The following is an 18,539-nucleotide window of genomic DNA, read 5'->3' on the forward strand; positions in this document are numbered from 1 at the left end:
GCATTGCCTCACATATGGATGCGCCTATGTGATTGGTGCCCCGTCTTGAAACGGCAATTCCGGAGTTTGTCTTGACCGAATTCACCCCCCTGATGTCCTTTGCCGGTGGCCTGCTGATCGGCCTCTCGGCGCTCCTCCTGATGCTCACCTGGGGCCGGATTGCCGGCATGACCGCCATCATCGGCGGCATCCTGCCGCCGCTCGGTTCCGACTGGTCGTGGAAGGCCGCCTTCCTCGCCGGGGCGATTCTTGCGCCGCTCGCCCTGACGCTCGGCGGTTACGAGGTCGAGTATTCGGTTCCGGTTTCGACCACGGCTCTCGTGATCGGCGGCCTGATTGCTGGCATCGGCGTCACCTTCGGCTCCGGCTGCACCTCGGGCCACGGCATTTGCGGCATGGCGCGCCTGTCGCGTCGCTCGATTGCAGCAACCGCCACCTTCATGGCATTCGCCGTGCTCACCGTCTTCGTCATCCGTCACGTCTTTGGAGGCGCGATCTGATGCGTTTGCTCCTGGTCTTCCTCATCGGTGCCCTCTTCGGAACGGGCATCGCCCTTTCCGGCATGGCGAACCCCGCCAAGGTGCTGAACTTCTTCGACTTCGCTGGCAGCTTCGACCCGAGCCTCGCCTTCGTCATGGCCGGTGCTCTCTCTGTTGCCGCCCCCGGCTATGCGATCCTCTTCCGGATGCGCGAGAAGCCGCTCTTCGACCAGAGCTTTCGCCTGCCCAAGGCAAAGGCGATCGATGCGCGGCTGATCGGCGGCTCGGCCGTCTTCGGCATTGGCTGGGGCATTGCCGGCTTCTGCCCCGGAGCATCCATCCCCGCACTCGGCCTCGGCCATGCCTCGGCAGCCATCTTTGTGGCCGCCCTGCTTGTCGGCGTTCTGATCGCCCGAAGGCTCGCCAAGGCGGATTTCTTCGCCGACCTTTCACGGTCAGGCTGAGCAGTGCCCGGTGGCAAGGCCGGCCAACACCGCTTGACGCCTTGGCCGCATTGACGCCTAGTGCGGCCCAGCAAATCACTTGAGACAGCCCGAAAGGCATCCTATGGCCATGACGCCACGCAGACCCGTGAACCCGAAGGATGCGGCCGAGGCCCTGTTCAAGCCCGTGAAGAAGCCGGCGGCCCCGGTGGTCGAACGCCGCGCGGCACCCGACGTCAAGGAACTCGTCTCGATCAAGCTCGACAGCGCCGTCCTCGCCCATTTCCAGAAGGACGGCCCCGGCTGGCAGGACCGCATCAACGACGCTCTGCGCACGGTCGTCGAGGCAGACGGCGGCGAGTAAAAGTCGGCGGTTGTGTCAATCGCTGTCGGTCGGTGGCCATTGCCGCGAGGTATGGACGATCGCGAGAATGGCGAGCTGGCCGTTAGCCACCTCATAGATGAGGCGGTAGCTGGGATGCGGCAGAAGTTCGCGGGTGCCGAAGGACCAGGCCGATTTTGCCGGAATGGGGAAACTGGCCAAGCTGAATGGCGGCCTGTTCGAAGCTGTGGTCGATGGACAGTGCGGCTAACGGATTCTTCGCCACGAGGTAGTCGAAGATGGAAGCGCGGTCACGAATGGCCTGGCGCGTCCATCGAACGATCATGAGCGGCTCGCTTTGAGAGCCAGCTCCCGTCGCTCTGCAAACATCTGTTCGGCATCGTCTGCCGCGACGACCTCTCCGGCAGCCACGTCCTCGCGGCCACGCGCGACCTTGGCCTCCAGAAACTGACGATAGCCGCTATCGACCTTTTGCCGCTCGACATAATCCTGCACCATCTCGCGCAGGACTTCGCTTTCTGACGTTTGTGCGGATGTGACCGCCGCGGCAAAATCATCGGCGAGCTTGGCGTCGAGGTCGATCTGGAGCTGCGCTTTGCGTGTCATGCCGTCTCCGCTCTGATCCTGTGTGGCCCGCTGACATGGGGTGATGAACGCAGTCTAGGCATGTCCCATCTGCCTGTCCATCTCGCCCATCTTGCCCCTTCCTTTTGGCGCGAAAAACCCCTAAAGAACGCGGCCATGACGTATCTTTCGGCGGCCCGGATCATTCGAATTATTGGCCCGGCCCTCCCGGCGGCTTGAAGAGCTGCGGGAAGGTCCGGGTTTTTGGCGTTGGGTCTGAAAGCCTTAGCGCCCGCTTGCCGCCAATCCATGACATAATTCCGCGACCGCTTGAGGTCGCCCCATCCGATGGCTGATCCATGACCGATACCCCTGAGAAGATCGACTACTCCAAGACCCTCTATCTGCCCGAGACCGAATTCCCGATGCGCGCCGGCCTTCCCCAGAAGGAGCCGGAAATGGCGGCAAAGTGGAAAGAGATGGGCCTCTACAAGCGCCTGCGCGCCTCCGCAGCCGGCCGCGAAAAATTCGTCCTGCATGACGGCCCGCCCTATGCCAACGGCAACATCCATATCGGCCATGCGCTGAACAAGGTATTGAAGGACGTCATCACCCGCTCCTTCCAGATGCGCGGCTTCGATTCCAACTACGTGCCGGGCTGGGATTGCCATGGCCTGCCGATCGAGTGGAAGATCGAGGAAAAGTATCGCGAGAAGGGCAAGGACAAAAACGAAGTCCCGGTCAACGAATTCCGCAAGGAATGCCGCGAGTTTGCGCAAGGGTGGATCAACATCCAGTCGGACGAATTCCGCCGTCTCGGCATCGAGGGCGACTTCGACAATCCCTACACGACCATGGCCTTCCACTCGGAAGCCCGCATCGCCGGCGAACTCCTGAAGATCGCCATGTCCGGCCAGCTCTATCGCGGCTCCAAGCCGATCATGTGGTCGGTCGTCGAGCGCACGGCGCTGGCCGAAGCCGAAGTGGAATATGCCGAAGTCGAGAGCGACACGATCTGGGTGAAGTTCCCGGTGGTCGAGGGCGCCGCCGATCTGAAGTCGGCTGCTGTCGTCATCTGGACCACCACCCCCTGGACTATCCCGGGCAACCGCGCGATCTCCTATTCGTCGAAGATCGAATACGGTCTCTACGAGATCACCGAAGCCACCAACGACTTCGGCCCGCAGCCGGGCGAGAAGCTGATCTTCGCCAAGCGCCTGGCCGAAGACGCAGCCACCAAGGCCAAGGTTACGTTTAAGCTCGTCCGCGACGTGACCGGTGCCGAACTCGGCGCTATCACCTGCGCCCATCCGCTTGCCGACCTCGGCTACACCTTCGCCGTGCCCATGCTCGATGGTGACCATGTCACCGACGACGCCGGTACCGGTTTCGTCCACACCGCCCCGTCGCACGGTCGCGAAGACTTTGAAGCCTGGATGGCGAATGTCCGCCAGCTCGAAGCCCGTGGCATCGACGTGAAGATCCCGTTCCCGGTCGATGATGCCGGCTTCTACACGGAAGACGCCCCCGGTTTCGGCCCCTCGGCCGAAGGCGGTGCCGCCCGCGTGCTCGACGACAACGGCAAGAAGGGTGACGCCAACAAGCGCGTCATGGATGCCTTGATCAAGGCCAACAACCTCTTCGCCCGTGGCCGCATCAAGCACGAATACCCGCATTCCTGGCGCTCCAAGAAGCCGGTCATCTTCCGCAACACGCCGCAGTGGTTCGTCTACATGGACAAGGACCTCGCCGACGGCACGACGCTGCGCACCCGTGCGCTCTCGGCAATCGACCAGACCCGCTTCGTGCCATCAGGTGGCCAGAACCGCTTGCGCGCCATGATCGAGCAGCGCCCGGATTGGGTCCTGTCCCGCCAGCGCGCCTGGGGCGTCCCGATCTGCGTCTTTGCTGATGCCGAAGGCAATGTGCTGCAAGATGAGAAGGTCAACGCCCGCATCCTCGAAGCCTTCGAAGTCGAGGGTGCCGATGCCTGGTTTGCCGAAGGTGCCAAGGAGCGTTTCCTCGCCGGCGAGCATGACGGCGACAAGTGGCAGATGGTCACCGACATCCTCGACGTCTGGTTCGACTCGGGCTCGACCCACACCTTCACGCTGGAAGACCGCCCGGATCTGAAATGGCCGGCCGACGTCTATCTCGAAGGCTCCGACCAGCATCGCGGCTGGTTCCATTCCTCGCTGCTCGAAAGCTGCGCCACCCGTGGCCGTGCGCCTTATAACGCTGTCGTCACCCACGGGTTCACGATGGCGGAAGACGGCCGTAAGATGTCGAAGTCGCTCGGCAACACCGTGACGCCGCAGGAAGTCATGAGCCAGTCGGGCGCCGATATCCTGCGCCTCTGGGTGATGAACACCGACTACTGGGAAGACCAGCGCCTCGGCAAGACGATCATCCAGACCAATATCGACAGCTACCGCAAGATCCGAAACACGGTTCGTTGGATGCTCGGCACGCTCGCCCATGACCATGGCGACGAGATCGCCTATGCAGACCTGCCGGAACTCGAAAAGCTGATGCTGCATCGCTTGTCCGAGCTCGATCAGATCGTCCGCAAGGGCTACGATGAGTTCGACTTCAAGCGCATCGTCCGCGCGCTCTCGGATTTCGCCAATGTCGAGCTCTCGGCCTTCTACTTCGACATCCGCAAGGACACGCTCTATTGCGACGCCCCGTCGAGCCTGAAGCGCCGCTCGGCCCTCTTCGTCATCCGCAAGCTCTTCGACTGCCTGGTCCTGTGGTTTGCGCCGATGATGCCCTTCACGACGGAGGAGGCCTGGCTGTCGCGTGACCCGAACGCTGAGTCCGTCCACCTCGAACAGTTCCCGGTGATCCCCGCTGACTGGTCGAACGAGGCGGTTGCCGAAAAGTGGAAGGGCGTTCGCGCCGTTCGTCGTGCCGTAACAGGCGCGCTGGAAATCGAGCGCAAGGAAAAGCGCATCGGCTCCTCGCTGGAGGCAGCCCCGGTTGTTCACGTCGCAGATGCCGAGCTTCTGAAGGCGCTCGACGGTCTCGACTTTGCCGAGATCTGCATCACCTCGGATATCCAGGTGGTGGCAGGTGAGGGGCCGTCGGAAGCCTTCCGTCTTGACGATGGCACCAAGGTCGCCGTCGAGCCGAAGCTCGCCGAGGGCACGAAATGCGCCCGCTCCTGGAAGATCACGAAGGATGTGGGCTCCGATCTGGATTATCCTGACGTCTCGGCCCGCGATGCTCAGGCGCTGCGCGAGCTTGCTCAGGCGGCTGGATGAGGGCAGATTGAGGAAATGTGACCGGATGATTTGCGCTTTTGCGGGTCATCCGGTAAAACTGCCTGAAATTGGCCGAAATCGACCGGCAGGGCTGGTCGCTAGCATTCGGCATGACTGATGAAACTGCGGCGAGGCTGGTAGGCATTCATGAATTCGGCATATCTGTTCAGAGTTGGCCTCGGTCTGGTTGGTCTCTTCGGCGTCACAGCGGGTTTGTCCGGCTGCGTCGGCAGCCCGACCTATGGCACCGACAAGACGGCGATGGAGCAGCTGGTCGACGACGTCGGCTCGGCCGTGTCGATCGCCCCGCGCGAGGCTGCCAACAAGGGCACCAAGTACAACCCGCGTCCTGACCTCGTGCTTCCCCCGGGCGGTACGCAGACGGCCGGGCTCGTCGCGCCGCAGCAGTCGGTTGCCAGCCGCGACAATAATCCTGAATGGGTGGAATCGCCGGAAGAGGCGCGCGAACGTCTTGTGGCCGAGGCCGACGCCAATGCCGACAATCCGCGTTACCGTTCGCCGCTGCTCGCCGGTTACGGCACGGCCGGCACGATGACCGAGACCCAGAAATGGCAGGCATTCCGCGATGCGCGCCAGCTTCAGAAGGGCGCCTATCTCGACCAGCGCCGCCTTCTCTCCGATCCGCCGACCGAATATCGTCAGACACAGGAAGTGGCTCTGAGCGATCTGGGCGAGCCGGAGCAGAAGAAGGAAAGGCGCCGCAAGGCCGAAGCCAAGGCAGCGCGTCAGGGCAGCTCCTGGTGGATGCCTTTCCAGTAAGTGCCGCTGGAAGAGAATGTTTTTGGGGCAGGGCGGAAACGACCTGCCCTTTTGCTTGAGGTCGATCCATGTCGTTCACCATCCGCCCCGCAACACCAGACGACGCCGCCGTCATCTTGGGCTTCATCACCGAACTTGCCGTCTATGAAAAGGCGGGCCATGAGGTGGAGGCGACGGAGGAAACGATCCGCACCTCGATCTTCGGCGAGGGCTCGGTCACCGAAGCGGCAATCCTCGAACATGACGGACGCCCGGCGGGTTTCGCCGTCTGGTTCTACAGCTATTCCACCTGGCAGGCGAAGAACGGTCTTTATCTGGAAGACCTCTACGTCTCGCCCGATTGTCGGGGCTCGGGCGCCGGCAAGCTCCTGCTCAGGCATCTGGCGCGGCTGGCGGTGGAAAAGGGCTGTGGCCGTTTCGAGTGGAGCGTGCTGGACTGGAACGAGCCTGCCATTCGCGTTTATGACGCCGTGGGTGCCGAGCCGCAGAACGAATGGATCCGCTACCGCCTGGCCGGCGACAAGCTGAAGGCCTTTGCCAGCGCAGAGTGAGCTTGGCTCACTCCTCGTTCTCCGCCGTCCGAGCCACCAGCGCCATGTGCAGGGCCTGAAGCGCAGGTCCGAGGAAGGAGATCCACAGAAGTGCCATGTTCCGCTCGACATGATTATCGCGCGAGAAGATGAAGATCACGACGATCAGTGTGAGCATCAGCAGCGGGGTTACCGCGATCGCAATCAGGCGCGGCGCCCGCCAGTTGATCTCGCCGCGCGCAGACCACTGCATCGGTAGCCGGTCTGCATCGGGAGCGACGTTGCGATAGGCCCAGATCGCGATGCCGGCCATGGCCGCGATCGACACGGCGAGCATGATATAGACCATCAGTCTCTCCTTTCCTGAAAGAAGCTCCGCAGCAGGTCCGCGGCCTCGCTCTCGCGAATACCGGAATAAACTTCCGGAACATGGTGGCATGTCGGCTGCTGGTAAAAGCGCACGCCGTTCTCAACACCGCCGCCCTTGGTATCCTGCGCAGCATAATAGAGTCGGCGAATTCGAGCAAAGGAGATCGCGGCCGCACACATCGTGCAGGGCTCGAGCGTGACATAGAGATCGGCGTCAACCAGACGCTCGTCGCAGACGGATGCTGCCGCTCGGCGAATTGCTAGGATTTCGGCGTGAGCGGTGACGTCGTTGAGCGCTCTCGACTCGTTGCCCGCCCGCCCGAGGATCTCGCCGTCGCGCACGACCACGGCGCCGATCGGAACCTCGCCGCGCTCACCGGCCGCACGGGCCTCTTCGAAGGCCGCTTCCATGAAGCCGTTTGTCTTCCCCATGCACGAACTTTCCACTTAACCCGAGCCGCGCGACCTGATACGACAGCCCAAACCACAGGCAAACAACAAATGACATTCAAAGACAAGTCCAAGCGTCCGGCGGGCAAGCCCTCCGACCGCAGCGGCAAGCCGCAAACCAGAAAACCGTCCGCCAAGCCGTCCGCAGCCTCCGCAGACAAGCCCGCGCGTGCGCCGCGCGCCGAAGCGCCGGCCGGCGACGAGACCGTGAAGCCCGAGCGCATTTCCAAACTGCTCGCCCGCGCCGGCGTCGCATCCCGTCGCGACATCGAGCGCATGATCATGGAAGGCCGCGTGTCGGTGAACGGCAAGGTGCTGGAGACCCCGGTCCTCAACGCCACGCTCGCCGACACGATCGAGGTCGATGGCCAGCCGATCCGCGGCATCGAACGCACGCGTCTGTGGCTCTATCACAAGCCCGCCGGCCTGGTGACGACCAATTCCGATCCGGAAGGCCGCTCAACGGTCTTCGAAAACCTGCCGGAAGAACTGCCGCGCGTCATGTCGATCGGCCGCCTCGACATCAATACCGAGGGCTTACTGCTGCTCACCAATGACGGTGGCCTCGCCCGCGTGCTCGAACTGCCGACGACTGGCTGGCTGCGCCGCTACCGCGTGCGCGCCTATGGCGAAGTCGATCAGCCGGCGCTCGATGCACTGAAGGAAGGCATCGCTGTCGACGGCGTGCTCTACGGCGCGATCGACGCGACGCTCGACCGCAAGCAGGGCCACAATGTCTGGATCACCATGGGTCTGCGCGAAGGCAAGAACCGCGAGATCAAGAACGTGCTCGGCGCGCTCGGCCTTGAGGTCAACCGCCTGATCCGCATCTCCTACGGTCCGTTCCAGCTCGGCGATCTGCCGGAAGGCAAGGTCCAGGAAGTGCGTGGCCGCATGCTGCGCGATCAGCTCGGGCCCCGCCTGATCGAGGAATCAAAGGCCAACTTCGACGCGCCGATCTATGCCCATGGTGTCGAGGTCGACGAGGAAGACGCTGCGGCTCCTGCGAAGAAACCCGGCCGAGAGCCGAAGGCCGAATGGGGCCGCGACGAGCGCCCGACGGACAAAAAGCGCGCTGCTCCGAAGGACTGGTCCGACAAGGGTGACCGCCGCGAGCGGGCGCTTGGACGCCTCGACACCCGCCGCGAAGATGCCAAGCCCAACGACAAGTTCGCCGATAAGCCGAAGCGCCCGGCAGGAAACACCAAGGGCCGCACCGCCAATGTCTGGATGGCGCCTGGTGCGCGTCCGCTCGGCGAAAAGGCGGCTGCTGCCGCTGCCCGTCGCAAGCCCGATCCGCGCGGCGCTCAGCCCGCCGAACGTTTCGACGATCGTCCGACGTCCACCGTACAGATTACCCGTGCCCGGGACGAGGAGGGTGATTGGATTCGCGCCGACGGCCCGGATCAGAAGCCCGGCGGCCGCGGTGGTGACCGTGGTGGAAAGCCCGGTGGCTTCGGCGCCCGTCCGCCCCGCCGCGACGGTGATGATCGTGCGCCTCGTCGTGAAGGGTCGGATCGCGGCCCCAAGCGCGATTTCGGTGATCGTGCCGAGCGCGCGCCCCGCCGGGAAGGCGAAGACCGCGGCCCGCGCCGCGAAGGCGCGCCCGGCGGTCCACGTCGCGAGGGTACAGATCGTGGCCCGCGCAAGGACTTCGGCGACCGTGGTCCCCGCAAGGATTTCGGTGATCGTGGTCCTCGCAAACCTTTCGGCGACAAACCGGATCGTCCGCGCACGGAACGGTTCACGCCGGATCGCGCCCGTGATGACAGGCCCCGTGATGATCGCCCCCGTGATGATCGTCCCCGGGGTGAGCGTCCGGCCGGCGACAGGCCCTTCAGTGACAAGCCGCGTGGCGCCAGACCTGCGGGCGACCGTCCCTTTGGTGATCGACCCGCTGGCAAGTCCTTTGGCAAGCCGGCTGGCAAACCTGCTGGCAAGTCATTTGGCGGCAAGCCTGGTGGCGGAAAGAGCTTCGGCGGCAAGCCGGGCGGACGTCCTGCCGGCGGTCCGCGCTCCGGTGGTCCCGGGGCTAAGCCCTCCGGTCCCCGCACGGGCGCCCCCAAGGGCAAGAGGTAAGCCGTCATGCGCATCGTTGGCGGTGAGTTTCGTGGCCGTAACCTGGCCACGCCGAAGTCCAATGACATCCGGCCGACCGTCGATCGGACGCGCGAGAGCCTGTTCAACATCCTCGCGCACGCCCATCCGGGTGTGCTCGATGGAACCCGCATTCTCGACCTCTTCGCCGGCACCGGTGCTGTCGGCATCGAGGCGCTGTCGCGGGGCTGCAAGTCGGCGCTCTTCGTCGAGAACAGCGTCGAGGGGCGCGGCCTGCTTTGGGAAAACATCGATGCCTTCGGCCTGCATGGCCGCGCCCGCATGCTGAGACGCGACGCCACCGATCTCGGCCCTGCTAACAACATCGAACCCTTCGAACTGGTTTTTGCCGATCCACCCTATGGTAAGGGTCTCGGCGAGAAGGCTTTGCTTTCGGCCCATCAGGGCGGCTGGCTGGCAAAGGACGCACTCGTCATCCTCGAAGAGCGCGCCGATGTTCAGGTTTCTCTCGACCCGGTTTTCGCCTTCATCGAGGAGCGGACCTTCGGTGACACGAAAATGTACTTCTTTTCCTATAGGCCATCCTGATCCCCCACGTGGAGTAAGGCCTGGCCCATGGATCTCGTCGCTGAAACGCCCATCCCCTCGAATGCCGTGAAGGCCGATCCGGCCATTGGTCTTGCACTTGGGGCAGGGGGCGCGCGCGGCTTTGCCCATATTCCGGTGCTCGAAGTCTTCGATGAACTCGGCATCAAGCCGGCATTGATCGCCGGCTCCTCCATGGGCGCGATCCTCGGTGCCGGTTACGCAGCAGGCATGAGCGGACGCGACATCAGGGACTATACGCTGGGGCTCGCCGACAACCGAGGCCTTGTTCTCAACCGTTTCTGGAATATGCGCCCGGCGAGCATTCGCGCGCTGGGCGGTTTCCGTCTTGGCCAGTTCAACCTGCCGCGGCTGCTGCGCGCCTTCCTGCCGCCTGATATCCCCGAGACCTTTGAGGACCTGCGGCTACCGCTGACCGTCATCGCCACCGATTACTACGGCCAGTGCGAACTGGTCCGAACCGAAGGCGATCTCTATGAGGCGCTCTCCGCCTCCGCCGCAATTCCAGCACTTTTCGCCCCGGTCACTATCGGTGGCCGCCTGATGATCGATGGCGGCATCTTCAATCCGGTGCCCTATGACCACCTCGTCGGCAAGGTCGACATCATGGTCGCTATTGATGTGATCGGCGCGCCCGAGGGCGATGGGTCGCTGATGCCGAACCGTATCGACAGTCTCTTCGGAGCATCGCAGCTGATGATGCAGTCGCATATCGCGCTGAAGATGAAGATCTGCCAGCCGGACATCTATATCCGGCCTGAGGTCAACAGCTACAAGGTCCTCGATTTCTTCAAGGCCCGGCAGATCCTTGAAATCTGCGACCGCATGAAGGAGCCCCTGAAGCGGGATCTTTCCGCCCGCATCGAGGATTTTGTCCGCCGGTGAGGATCAGGCAGCCGGTGCCTGTTCTTCGTCTTCGACGGCGTGGATCGGCTTCTTCGGCTTGATCAGCGGTTCCGGCCTGACCGGGCGTTGATGCATGAGTTCCCGGCCCGCAAGAATGCCCTCTTGCGCCTGCAGCCTCAGCCGCTCCTCGTCGCGGCGACGGATGTCCTCGCCGATCTCATAAGCCTCGTCTTCCGTAGCGCCGAGACCTTGCAGTGTCCGGCGCCCGAAGAGCAGACCGGACTCGAAGGTCTCACGCAGCTCGTATTCGACGTCTCGGGCTCGTAGCTCCAGGCTGTGGATGCGGTCATAGGACCGCACAAAAAGGCGCACATCGGGATATTCGGAGCGGATGAGATCGACAATCTTGTCAGTGATATCCTTCCTGTGGGTACAAACGGCGACAATCTTCGCCTTTTCGATCCCTGCCGCCCGCAGCATGTCCAGCCGCGTGCCGTCGCCGAAATAGATGCGGAAGCCGAAGGTTGCCGCCTGGCGCACGCGATCGGGGCTGTCGTCGAGGATGGTCACGTCCCGCCCGCTCGCGAGCAGGATTTGCGCGGCGATCTGACCGAAGCGGGAGAAGCCGACCATCAGCACATCCGATCCGGCGCCTTCGAAATCCTCGTCCATCTCCTCCTTGTCCGACGTCTCGCGGGCCAGCAGGCGCTGGCCGATGAGCGCCGTCAGCGGCGTGAGCGCCATGGACAGGGTGACGATGGAAATGAGCAGGGACGACTGCGCGCCCGAAAAGAGGCCGGCGGCCGCAGCCGTGGTGAAGAGCACGAAACCGAACTCGCCACCTTGCGGCAACAACACGCCGATACGGATCGCATCGTTGCGCGACGAGCCCGAGACGCGGCAGATCGCGTAGATCACCAGCGCCTTCACCGCCATCAGCACCGGTACCGCAACGGCAATCAGGACCAGATTGTCGACGATGACCTCTAACTCCATCGACAGGCCGACAGCGATGAAGAAGAGCGCCAGCAACAGTCCGCGGAAAGGCTCGATATCGGCCTCCAGCTCGTGACGATAGGAAGACTCGGCCAGCATCACGCCGGCAAGGAAGGCGCCCATGGCCATCGAAAGGCCTGCCACCTGCATCAAATAGGCCGATCCGAGAACAACGAAGAGCGCTGCCGCGATCATCACCTCGCGCGCACCCGTCCGCGCGATGATCTGGAACATCGGTGTGAGCAGGTAGCGCCCGGCCAGGATCATGCCGATCACCGCGCCAACCGCGATCCCGATCTCGATCAGCGGAGATTGCTGCGCCTCGCCACCCTGGGAACTGAGGATAGTGACCATGGCCAGCAGCGGCACGATGGCGAGGTCCTGGAAGAGCAGGATGGAGAAGGAGCGCTGCCCGTAGCGGCTGTTCATGTCGCCATAGTCTTCGAGCAATTGCAGTGCAAAGGCGGTCGACGACAGCGCGAGGCCGAAGCCGGCAACCAACGCGCCGCGCCAGTCAAGCAGGCCTGCCGCATAGACCAGCGCCGTCAGCAGGAGGCCCGTGAGCACGACCTGGCTGGTCCCTAGCCCGAAAATGTCGCGCCGCATGTGCCACAATCGGCTGGGCTTCAGTTCGAGCCCGATGATGAAGAGCAGCAGCACGACACCGAGTTCGGCGACGGCCAGGATTTCTCCCGAGCCTCCGATCAGGTGCAGGACGGGGCCGATCACCACGCCGGCGGCGAGATAGCCGAGCACGGTTCCAAGCCCGAGCTTGCGGAAGATCGGCGCTGCGATGACCGCTCCTCCGAGGAGAAGCAGGGGTTGGGCGAACAGGGCTTCGGTTGCGCTGGCCAAGGGTTCTGTCTCCTCGTTTGCCGGATCGGGCTGACCTGAAATGGAACTATGCCGGGCTCGTGAACGGAAAAGCCCGATCCACCCTTGATGCCCCTTCACAGGCACAATAAATGGAGCGTGAAGGAAAGGCCAACCTATGCCCAATCAAATCGATTCCGCCAACCTCCTCGAACGCGCCGAGCAACTCGTCGACCTCGCCGTCAAGGCTGGGGCCGACAAGGCAGATGCGGTCGTCGTGCGCTCTCGTTCCAAGGGGGTCAGCGTCCGGCTCGGCAAGGTCGAGTCGACCGAAGCATCCGAGAGCGACGACTTTTCACTGCGCGTCTTTATCGGTCGCCAGGTGGCGAGCGTGTCGGCCAATCCGGGCTTCGACCTCAAGGCGCTCGCCGAACGCGCCGTCGCGATGGCCAAGGTCTCGCCCGAAGATCCCTTTGCCGGCCTCGCCGACGAGAGCGATCTTGCCCGTGATATTCCCGACCTGCAACTCTTTGATGAGACGGAAGTCTCTGGCGATCAGTTGCGCGAAAGCGCACTCGCCATGGAAGAAGCGGCCCGTTCGGTCACCGGCGTCAGCAATTCTCTGGGCGCGGGAGCCTCGGCCGGCATGGGTGGCCTCGTGCTCGTCACCTCACATGGCTTTTCCGGCAGCTATGCCGGCTCGCGCTTCTCCCGCTCGGTTGGCGTCATTGCTGGCGAGGGCACCAAGATGGAGCGCGACCACGATTTCGACAGCCGCCTCTATTTCGCCGATCTCCACAGCCCGGAAGAAATCGGTCGCCGCGCCGCCGAGCGCGCGATCCGGCGACTGAACCCGCGCCAGGTGCCGACCGCCTCCAACCTCACCGTCGTCTTCGACCCGCGCGTCGCCAGAGGCTTCGCGGGCACGATCGCTGGCGCCATCAATGGTGCATCGGTCGCCCGCAAGACCTCCTTCCTGCGCGACAAGATGGGCCAACAGGTCCTGAAGGCCGGCCTCAACATCACCGATGATCCGCTGAAGGTCCGTGGCTCCTCGTCGCGCCCCTTTGATGGCGAAGGCATCTCGGGCAAGCCGCTGACGATGATCGAGGACGGTGTCCTGAAACACTGGTTCCTGTCCTCGTCTGCCGCTCGGGAGCTTGGCCTCAAGACCAATGGCCGTGGCGTACGCGGCGGCACATCGGTCTCGCCATCCTCCACCAATCTCGCGCTGGAGCCGGGCGACATTTCGCCTGATGACCTGATCCGCAGCGTCGGCACGGGTCTCTACATCACCGATATGATCGGCAGTGGCGTCGATATGATCACCGGCGAATACAGCCGTGGTGCGAGCGGCTTCTGGATCGAGAACGGCGAACTCACCTATCCGGTCTCCGAGATCACGATCGCGTCCAATCTGAAGGACATGTTCATGCGGATCACGGTGGCCAATGACATCGACCGCAAGTTCGGTGTCGCAGCTCCCACACTTGCCATCGAGGGCATGACCCTTGCCGGAACCTGATCGAAAGCCCGAGCCCATGCCGCAATTCGACTGGCAGGCGGACCTTGCGCTGATCACGGACGCTGCCCGCGAGGCTGGCAAGGTGGCAATGGCCCATTTCGGCCAGTCGCCCGAGGTCTGGTGGAAGAACGAGGGGCGCTCGCCGGTCAGCGCGGCCGACTATGCCGCCAACCGCATCCTCGAGGAGATCCTCCGCCACGCGCGGCCGAACTACGGCTGGTTGTCGGAAGAGACGGACGACGATCCGGCACGGCTCTCCTGCGACACGCTCTTCGTCGTCGACCCGATCGACGGCACCCGGGCTTTCCTCGCAGGCAAGGATACCTGGTGCGTTTCGGTGGCCGTCGTCCACAAGGGAGCACCCGTCGCCGGAATTCTGGTCGCGCCGTCCCTGGGCGAAGAGTTTACCGCAACGATCGATGGCCCCGCGCGCCGCAACGGCCAGGACATTTCGGTCTCGACGGCCGGCATCGAGGGAAGCCTCAAGTTCGCCTCGGCACAGGACATGGTCGCAAGTTTCAGTTCGGCGATCAGACCCCGCATCGAGCGCGTCGATCACATACCCTCGCTCGCCTACCGGCTGGCATTGGTGGCCGACGGCCGCATCGATGCGACGCTGGTGAAGAAGAGCAGCCATGACTGGGATCTGGCTGCTGCCGATCTGATCCTTGCGCGTGCCGGCGGGGCGATCACCGATCTCGACGGCGAAGCACTCGTGTACAACAGGCAAGAAGTGACGCATCCGGTGCTCTGCGCAGCATCGCGAGAGCTACTTCCAGCCTTGCTCAAGAACATCTCCCGAATTCCCCGGAGTTGACCTTTGGGGCGAAATCGCGCAGATGGTTCCCAACAGACTAGGAATGAGAAAAAGGCCGCAAACATGACGGAATCCAACGAAAACAAGCAGCTTCTCCATCTCGTTTTTGGCGGTGAATTGTCAAACCTTGAACAGGTACAGTTCCGTGATCTGACCAAGCTCGATATCGTCGGCATTTTCCCGGACTATGCCAGCGCGCTTGTCGCCTGGAAGGCGAAGGCACAGGAGACGGTCGACAACGCCCATATGCGTTACTTCATCGTCCACATGCACAGGCTGCTCAATCCTTCCGAGAAGTAAGGACCGGTCGGCGGCCACCGCGCCGCCGCTGCATTCGACCTCCAATGGTCACGGTTTCAACTCAGTCTTCTTGCATCTCTCTTGTTGCGTAGCGACGCCTCCTGAACGGGAAGAACGGCATTGTCGATGAAGATGAGCAGGTTTGATAGATGGCACTGAGCGACGGTCTCGCATCGCTTGCTCTGACGTCCTACGGCTGGCTGGGTCTCGCCGCCTATCCGCTATCGCGCCCCTTGCTTGCCTATCGGGCCGCCAAGGGCAAGGAAGACCGCGCCCGCCGCAGCGAACGCTTTGGTCATGCGAGCCTTGCCCGACCCGCTGGTCCGCTGGTCTGGATCCACGCCGCAAGCGTCGGCGAAACGACGGCTGTTATCGCCCTGATGCGCGAACTGCGCCGCCGTGACATTCATGTGCTCTTGACCACCGGCACAGTGACCTCGGCGGAAGTCGCAAAGAACCGCCTCGGCGACATGGTCCTGCACCAGTATGTGCCGCTCGACCTTCTCCCCTGCATTCGTCGTTTCCTCGACTACTGGCAGCCGGATGTTGCAATTGGCGTCGAATCCGAGATCTGGCCGACGACGCTTGCCGAACTGCATCGGCGGCATATCCCGCAGATCCTGGTCAATGCCCGCATGTCCGATCGGTCCTTCGATCGCTGGAAGCGCCATCCCTCGATCGCCGAAACGCTGTTTGGCAAACTGGCGCTGGTGATTGCCCAGTCCGACCTCGATGCGGAACGCTTCCGCGATCTGGCCGCCTGGCCGGTCAGCGTGTCGGGCAATATCAAGGTCGACAGCGACGCGCCGCCCTGCGATGAGCAGGTGCTGGAGCGCTACCGCCAGCAGATCGGCGACCGCAAGACCTGGGCGGCGATCTCGACCTTCGAAGGCGAGGAGAAGATCGCCTCGATGGTGCATCGGGCACTCAAGGCGCATACCGGCATGCTGACCGTGCTTGTGCCACGCCATCCCGACCGCTGCGACGAAATCGAGGCCATGTTGGTCGAAAAGGGCCTCGTGGTCGCGCGCCGCACGCGCGGCGATGTCATTACGCCCGAAACGGATGTCTTCCTCGGCGATACCATCGGCGAAATGGGGCTTTACCTGCGCCTGACGGAGGTCGCATTCGTCGGCCGTTCGCTTTCGGCCGAAGGCGGTCAGAACCCGCTGGAGCCGGCCATGCTCGGCTGCGCCGTCTTGTCTGGTCCCCAGGTCAGCAATTTCCGCGAAAGCTACCAGCGCCTCGTGCGCAAGGGCTCAGCCCGCATCGTTCGTGATGCCGAAATGCTGGCCAAGGCGGTCCATTTCCTGCTCAACAACGAAGTCGCCCGCGCCAAGATGATCGACGCCGGCCTCGAGAGCATGCAGGAAATGCGCGGTGCGCTGACCGCGACCCTCAAGGGTCTCGAACCCTATATCAGCCCTCTCTCCGTCAAGGCCAAACTCGAGCCGCGCGCTGCGGGCCAGAGCTGACACTCACTTCAGGACATCTTCCATGAACGACAAACCCCGGATTGCCGGCATCCTGTTCGACAAGGACGGGACGCTGCTCGATTTTGACGCGAGCTGGGGACCGGTCAACCGGGAAGTGGCCCTGATGGCGGCGGATGGTGATCAAGCACTAGCCGATGCGTTGCTTCTGGCTTGCGGCATGGACCCGGTGTCCGGTGACATCGTGCCTGACAGTCTGTTTGCGGCCGGCAATACGGTCGAGATCGCCGATGGCATGATTGCGGCGGGTTCGCCCATTGCTCTGGAGGTTTTGGTACCGAAGATCGACGCGTGCTTCGCCAAGGCCGCCGAGTTCTCCGTGCCGGTCACCGAGCTTCAACCGCTTTTCGCCCGGTTGCATGGCAAGGGCCTTCGCCTTGGAATTGCCTCCAGCGACAACGAACGCTCGATCCGGGTTGCTGCAGAACGGTTCGGGATCATGCCATTCGTGGACTACATCGCCGGTTATGACAGCGGCCACGGCAAGAAGCCGGAGGCCGGCATGGTGCTGGGCTTTTGCGCGGCAACGGGTCTTGCCCCGTCGGAAGTTGCCGTCGTCGGCGACAACAATCACGATCTGCATATGGGGCTGAATGCCGGCGCCGGGTTGAAGATCGGTGTCCTCTCCGGAACCGGCTCGCGGGAAACGCTGACCCAGCATTCCGATATGATCTTGGGCGACATCACCGGGCTTGAAGCGCTTTTCGCCTGAGGCACGCCGTGCCATTTCGGCACGCTCGCGCTTGACCATCGGGCGTTGCAATGGTTCTTGTTCCGCCGATGAGAAGGCGTCCGCGGGGCGCTGAGGTCACGACAGGGACAAGAATGGTATCCGAGGCACCACCCTTCTGGTGGACAAAGACCGGCTGGCAGGCGATCTGCCTCTATCCGCTCTCCTTCGCCTATGGCCGCATTTCCGGTGCCGTCATGCGCCACCGCCGCCGGCATGCCCTGTCCGTCCCCGTCATCTGCATCGGAAACTTTACCGTCGGCGGCGCCGGCAAGACGCCGACCGCGATCGCGATCGCCAGGGCCGCGAAGGCGCGTGGACTGAACCCCGGTTTTCTCAGCCGTGGTTATGGCGGCTCTCTCGATGTCACGACGGTCGTCGACCCGCATCATCATCGTTCGACCGCCGTTGGTGACGAGCCCTTGCTGCTCGCCCGCGAGGCGCTGACGGTCATCTCCCGTCGACGGGTTGCCGGGGCCGAGAAGCTGGTAGCTGAGGGGGCCGACCTCATCATCATGGATGACGGTTTCCAGAGTGCGCGCCTCATGGTCGACTACGCCTTGATCGTCATCGACAGCCAGCGCGGCATCGGCAATGGCTGGGTCGTCCCGTCGGGCCCTGTGCGGGCTCCGATCGGTATCCAGATGCACCACCTCGATGCGATCCTGAAGGTCGGCAAGGGCGATGCCGCCGATCAGTTCGTCCGCAAGGCATCCCGCAGCGGCAAGCCGGTCCTGGTCGCCAATGTCGTGCCGAGCACCGGCCGCGAACTCGTCGGTCTATCCGTGCTTGCCTATGCAGGCATTGCCGACCCCAACAAGTTCTATCGCACTTTGGGTGAGCTCGGCGCCGTCATCGCCGATCGTCAGGATTTCCCCGATCACCATCACCTCGCCGAGGATGAGATATCCGATCTTATCGCTCGCGCCGAAAGACAGGGCCTGCAACTCGTCACGACGGCCAAGGACAGCGTCCGCCTGTCGGGTGGTCACGGCCGATCGGAAGAGCTTCGGGAAAAATCGAGGGTCGTCGATGTCGACATGCTCTTCAACGACCCGAAGGCGCCGGATCTGATCATCGACCGGGCGATCGAGGCCTGCCGCCGCAGGCGTCTCGGCAAGAAGGCCTGAG

The 18,539-nt window shown here is 63.4% G+C and carries 20 protein-coding genes and 1 pseudogene; 15 read left to right on the top strand and 6 right to left on the bottom strand.

Annotated features, from left to right (window positions below; translation table 11 throughout):
- The first annotated feature begins 71 nt into the window (after positions 1 to 71).
- The 3 genes from BW978_RS04545 to BW978_RS04555 all read left to right on the top strand — a co-directional run bounded on the left by BW978_RS04545 (position 72) and on the right by BW978_RS04555 (position 1,286).
- Complete coding sequence (locus tag BW978_RS04545; protein ID WP_054148976.1) at positions 72 to 500, top strand: YeeE/YedE family protein; 429 nt, start codon at positions 72 to 74, stop codon at positions 498 to 500.
- The gene (locus BW978_RS04550) at positions 500 to 943 is read left to right on the top strand and encodes a DUF6691 family protein (RefSeq protein WP_076392589.1); all 444 of its coding nucleotides are present in this window, start codon (positions 500 to 502) and stop codon (positions 941 to 943) included. The genes BW978_RS04545 and BW978_RS04550 overlap by 1 nt, the downstream gene beginning before the upstream one ends.
- Before the next feature lie 103 nt (positions 944 to 1,046).
- On the top strand, positions 1,047 to 1,286 hold the full coding sequence (locus tag BW978_RS04555) for a BrnA antitoxin family protein (RefSeq protein ID WP_076392591.1): 240 nt from the start codon (positions 1,047 to 1,049) through the stop codon (positions 1,284 to 1,286).
- Positions 1,287 to 1,301: 15 nt separating this feature from the next.
- Here BW978_RS04555 and BW978_RS23740 read toward each other — a convergent pair whose 3' ends face one another.
- The 3 genes and pseudogenes from BW978_RS23740 to BW978_RS04565 form a co-directional block, all read right to left on the bottom strand.
- Positions 1,302 to 1,466 carry a type II toxin-antitoxin system RelE/ParE family toxin gene (locus BW978_RS23740; RefSeq protein WP_244551883.1) on the bottom strand — a complete coding sequence of 55 codons (165 nt, stop codon included), beginning with the start codon at positions 1,464 to 1,466 and terminating at the stop codon, positions 1,302 to 1,304.
- 25 nt (positions 1,467 to 1,491) lie between these two features.
- Positions 1,492 to 1,590: pseudogene (locus BW978_RS23745) on the bottom strand (type II toxin-antitoxin system mRNA interferase toxin, RelE/StbE family); the annotation flags it as partial.
- The gene (locus BW978_RS04565) at positions 1,587 to 1,871 is read right to left on the bottom strand and encodes a YheU family protein (RefSeq protein ID WP_076392593.1); all 285 of its coding nucleotides are present in this window, start codon (positions 1,869 to 1,871) and stop codon (positions 1,587 to 1,589) included. The pseudogene BW978_RS23745 and the gene BW978_RS04565, both read right to left, overlap by 4 nt.
- 317 nt (positions 1,872 to 2,188) lie before the next feature.
- On the opposite strand from BW978_RS04565, the gene ileS reads away from it, so the two are divergent.
- The 3 genes from ileS to BW978_RS04580 all read left to right on the top strand — a co-directional run bounded on the left by ileS (position 2,189) and on the right by BW978_RS04580 (position 6,426).
- A complete protein-coding gene (ileS, locus tag BW978_RS04570) occupies positions 2,189 to 5,095 on the top strand; it encodes an isoleucine--tRNA ligase (protein ID WP_076392595.1) in 2,907 nt (968 codons plus the stop codon).
- A gap of 147 nt (positions 5,096 to 5,242) precedes the next feature.
- On the top strand, positions 5,243 to 5,875 hold the full coding sequence (locus tag BW978_RS04575) for a hypothetical protein (RefSeq protein WP_076392597.1): 633 nt from the start codon (positions 5,243 to 5,245) through the stop codon (positions 5,873 to 5,875).
- A gap of 68 nt (positions 5,876 to 5,943) precedes the next feature.
- Positions 5,944 to 6,426, top strand: coding sequence for a GNAT family N-acetyltransferase (locus BW978_RS04580; protein WP_076392599.1), 483 nt, complete (start codon positions 5,944 to 5,946; stop codon positions 6,424 to 6,426).
- A gap of 7 nt (positions 6,427 to 6,433) precedes the next feature.
- Here BW978_RS04580 and BW978_RS04585 read toward each other — a convergent pair whose 3' ends face one another.
- Positions 6,434 to 6,754 (bottom strand): hypothetical protein, encoded by a 321-nt coding sequence (locus tag BW978_RS04585; RefSeq protein WP_076392601.1) that lies wholly within the window; start codon positions 6,752 to 6,754, stop codon positions 6,434 to 6,436.
- Complete coding sequence (locus BW978_RS04590) at positions 6,754 to 7,206, bottom strand: nucleoside deaminase (RefSeq protein WP_076392603.1); 453 nt, start codon at positions 7,204 to 7,206, stop codon at positions 6,754 to 6,756. Before BW978_RS04590 ends, BW978_RS04585 begins: the two co-directional genes overlap by 1 nt.
- Positions 7,207 to 7,275: 69 nt before the next feature.
- Between BW978_RS04590 and BW978_RS04595 the strand changes: the two genes are divergently transcribed.
- Genes BW978_RS04595 through BW978_RS04605 form a run of 3 tightly spaced genes read left to right on the top strand, consistent with a single transcriptional unit; the run spans position 7,276 to position 10,773 of the window.
- Positions 7,276 to 9,303: a pseudouridine synthase gene (locus BW978_RS04595; protein WP_076392605.1), complete on the top strand. Its 2,028-nt coding sequence runs from the start codon at positions 7,276 to 7,278 to the stop codon at positions 9,301 to 9,303.
- A 6-nt stretch (positions 9,304 to 9,309) separates the two neighbouring features.
- The gene (gene rsmD / locus BW978_RS04600) at positions 9,310 to 9,870 is read left to right on the top strand and encodes a 16S rRNA (guanine(966)-N(2))-methyltransferase RsmD (protein ID WP_076392607.1); all 561 of its coding nucleotides are present in this window, start codon (positions 9,310 to 9,312) and stop codon (positions 9,868 to 9,870) included.
- Between the two features lie 27 nt (positions 9,871 to 9,897).
- Positions 9,898 to 10,773: a patatin-like phospholipase family protein gene (locus tag BW978_RS04605; protein ID WP_076392609.1), complete on the top strand. Its 876-nt coding sequence runs from the start codon at positions 9,898 to 9,900 to the stop codon at positions 10,771 to 10,773.
- Between the two features lie 3 nt (positions 10,774 to 10,776).
- On the opposite strand, the gene BW978_RS04610 is transcribed toward BW978_RS04605, so the two are convergent.
- A complete protein-coding gene (locus BW978_RS04610; protein ID WP_076392610.1) occupies positions 10,777 to 12,585 on the bottom strand; it encodes a monovalent cation:proton antiporter-2 (CPA2) family protein in 1,809 nt (602 codons plus the stop codon).
- Between the two features lie 136 nt (positions 12,586 to 12,721).
- On the opposite strand from BW978_RS04610, the gene BW978_RS04615 reads away from it, so the two are divergent.
- From BW978_RS04615 to lpxK, 6 genes are all read left to right on the top strand, one after another.
- On the top strand, positions 12,722 to 14,068 hold the full coding sequence (locus tag BW978_RS04615; protein ID WP_076392611.1) for a TldD/PmbA family protein: 1,347 nt from the start codon (positions 12,722 to 12,724) through the stop codon (positions 14,066 to 14,068).
- A 16-nt stretch (positions 14,069 to 14,084) separates the two neighbouring features.
- Positions 14,085 to 14,885 (top strand): 3'(2'),5'-bisphosphate nucleotidase CysQ, encoded by an 801-nt coding sequence (locus BW978_RS04620; protein ID WP_076392613.1) that lies wholly within the window; start codon positions 14,085 to 14,087, stop codon positions 14,883 to 14,885.
- Between the two features lie 63 nt (positions 14,886 to 14,948).
- Entirely contained in the window at positions 14,949 to 15,185 is a 237-nt protein-coding gene (locus BW978_RS04625) for a DUF4170 domain-containing protein (RefSeq protein ID WP_006726614.1), read from the top strand.
- Positions 15,186 to 15,340: 155 nt separating this feature from the next.
- The gene (gene waaA, locus BW978_RS04630; protein ID WP_076393213.1) at positions 15,341 to 16,660 is read left to right on the top strand and encodes a lipid IV(A) 3-deoxy-D-manno-octulosonic acid transferase; all 1,320 of its coding nucleotides are present in this window, start codon (positions 15,341 to 15,343) and stop codon (positions 16,658 to 16,660) included.
- A 22-nt stretch (positions 16,661 to 16,682) separates the two neighbouring features.
- On the top strand, positions 16,683 to 17,390 hold the full coding sequence (locus BW978_RS04635; RefSeq protein ID WP_076392615.1) for an HAD family hydrolase: 708 nt from the start codon (positions 16,683 to 16,685) through the stop codon (positions 17,388 to 17,390).
- A 113-nt stretch (positions 17,391 to 17,503) separates the two neighbouring features.
- Complete coding sequence (lpxK, locus tag BW978_RS04640) at positions 17,504 to 18,538, top strand: tetraacyldisaccharide 4'-kinase (protein WP_076392617.1); 1,035 nt, start codon at positions 17,504 to 17,506, stop codon at positions 18,536 to 18,538.
- The last annotated feature ends 1 nt before the right edge of the window (position 18,539 follow it).

Origin of the sequence: Rhizobium sp. RU33A (assembly GCF_900156055.1) — a bacterium.
Classification (GTDB): Bacteria; Pseudomonadota; Alphaproteobacteria; order Rhizobiales; family Rhizobiaceae; genus Allorhizobium.

Bases quoted from the DNA above. Each gene is read 5' to 3' on its own strand.
- BW978_RS04615 (WP_076392611.1), top strand. From the start codon at position 12,722: ATGCCCAATCAAATCGATTCCGCCAACCTCCTCGAACGCGCCGAGCAA.
- BW978_RS04595 (WP_076392605.1), top strand. From the start codon at position 7,276: ATGACATTCAAAGACAAGTCCAAGCGTCCGGCGGGCAAGCCCTCCGAC.
- BW978_RS04585 (WP_076392601.1), bottom strand. From the start codon at position 6,754: ATGGTCTATATCATGCTCGCCGTGTCGATCGCGGCCATGGCCGGCATC.
- BW978_RS04575 (WP_076392597.1), top strand. From the start codon at position 5,243: ATGAATTCGGCATATCTGTTCAGAGTTGGCCTCGGTCTGGTTGGTCTC.
- BW978_RS04605 (WP_076392609.1), top strand. From the start codon at position 9,898: ATGGATCTCGTCGCTGAAACGCCCATCCCCTCGAATGCCGTGAAGGCC.
- BW978_RS04565 (WP_076392593.1), bottom strand. From the start codon at position 1,871: ATGACACGCAAAGCGCAGCTCCAGATCGACCTCGACGCCAAGCTCGCC.
- rsmD (WP_076392607.1), top strand. From the start codon at position 9,310: ATGCGCATCGTTGGCGGTGAGTTTCGTGGCCGTAACCTGGCCACGCCG.
- lpxK (WP_076392617.1), top strand. From the start codon at position 17,504: ATGGTATCCGAGGCACCACCCTTCTGGTGGACAAAGACCGGCTGGCAG.
- BW978_RS04635 (WP_076392615.1), top strand. From the start codon at position 16,683: ATGAACGACAAACCCCGGATTGCCGGCATCCTGTTCGACAAGGACGGG.
- ileS (WP_076392595.1), top strand. From the start codon at position 2,189: ATGACCGATACCCCTGAGAAGATCGACTACTCCAAGACCCTCTATCTG.
- BW978_RS04625 (WP_006726614.1), top strand. From the start codon at position 14,949: ATGACGGAATCCAACGAAAACAAGCAGCTTCTCCATCTCGTTTTTGGC.
- BW978_RS04590 (WP_076392603.1), bottom strand. From the start codon at position 7,206: ATGGGGAAGACAAACGGCTTCATGGAAGCGGCCTTCGAAGAGGCCCGT.
- BW978_RS04580 (WP_076392599.1), top strand. From the start codon at position 5,944: ATGTCGTTCACCATCCGCCCCGCAACACCAGACGACGCCGCCGTCATC.
- BW978_RS04555 (WP_076392591.1), top strand. From the start codon at position 1,047: ATGGCCATGACGCCACGCAGACCCGTGAACCCGAAGGATGCGGCCGAG.
- BW978_RS04620 (WP_076392613.1), top strand. From the start codon at position 14,085: ATGCCGCAATTCGACTGGCAGGCGGACCTTGCGCTGATCACGGACGCT.
- BW978_RS04550 (WP_076392589.1), top strand. From the start codon at position 500: ATGCGTTTGCTCCTGGTCTTCCTCATCGGTGCCCTCTTCGGAACGGGC.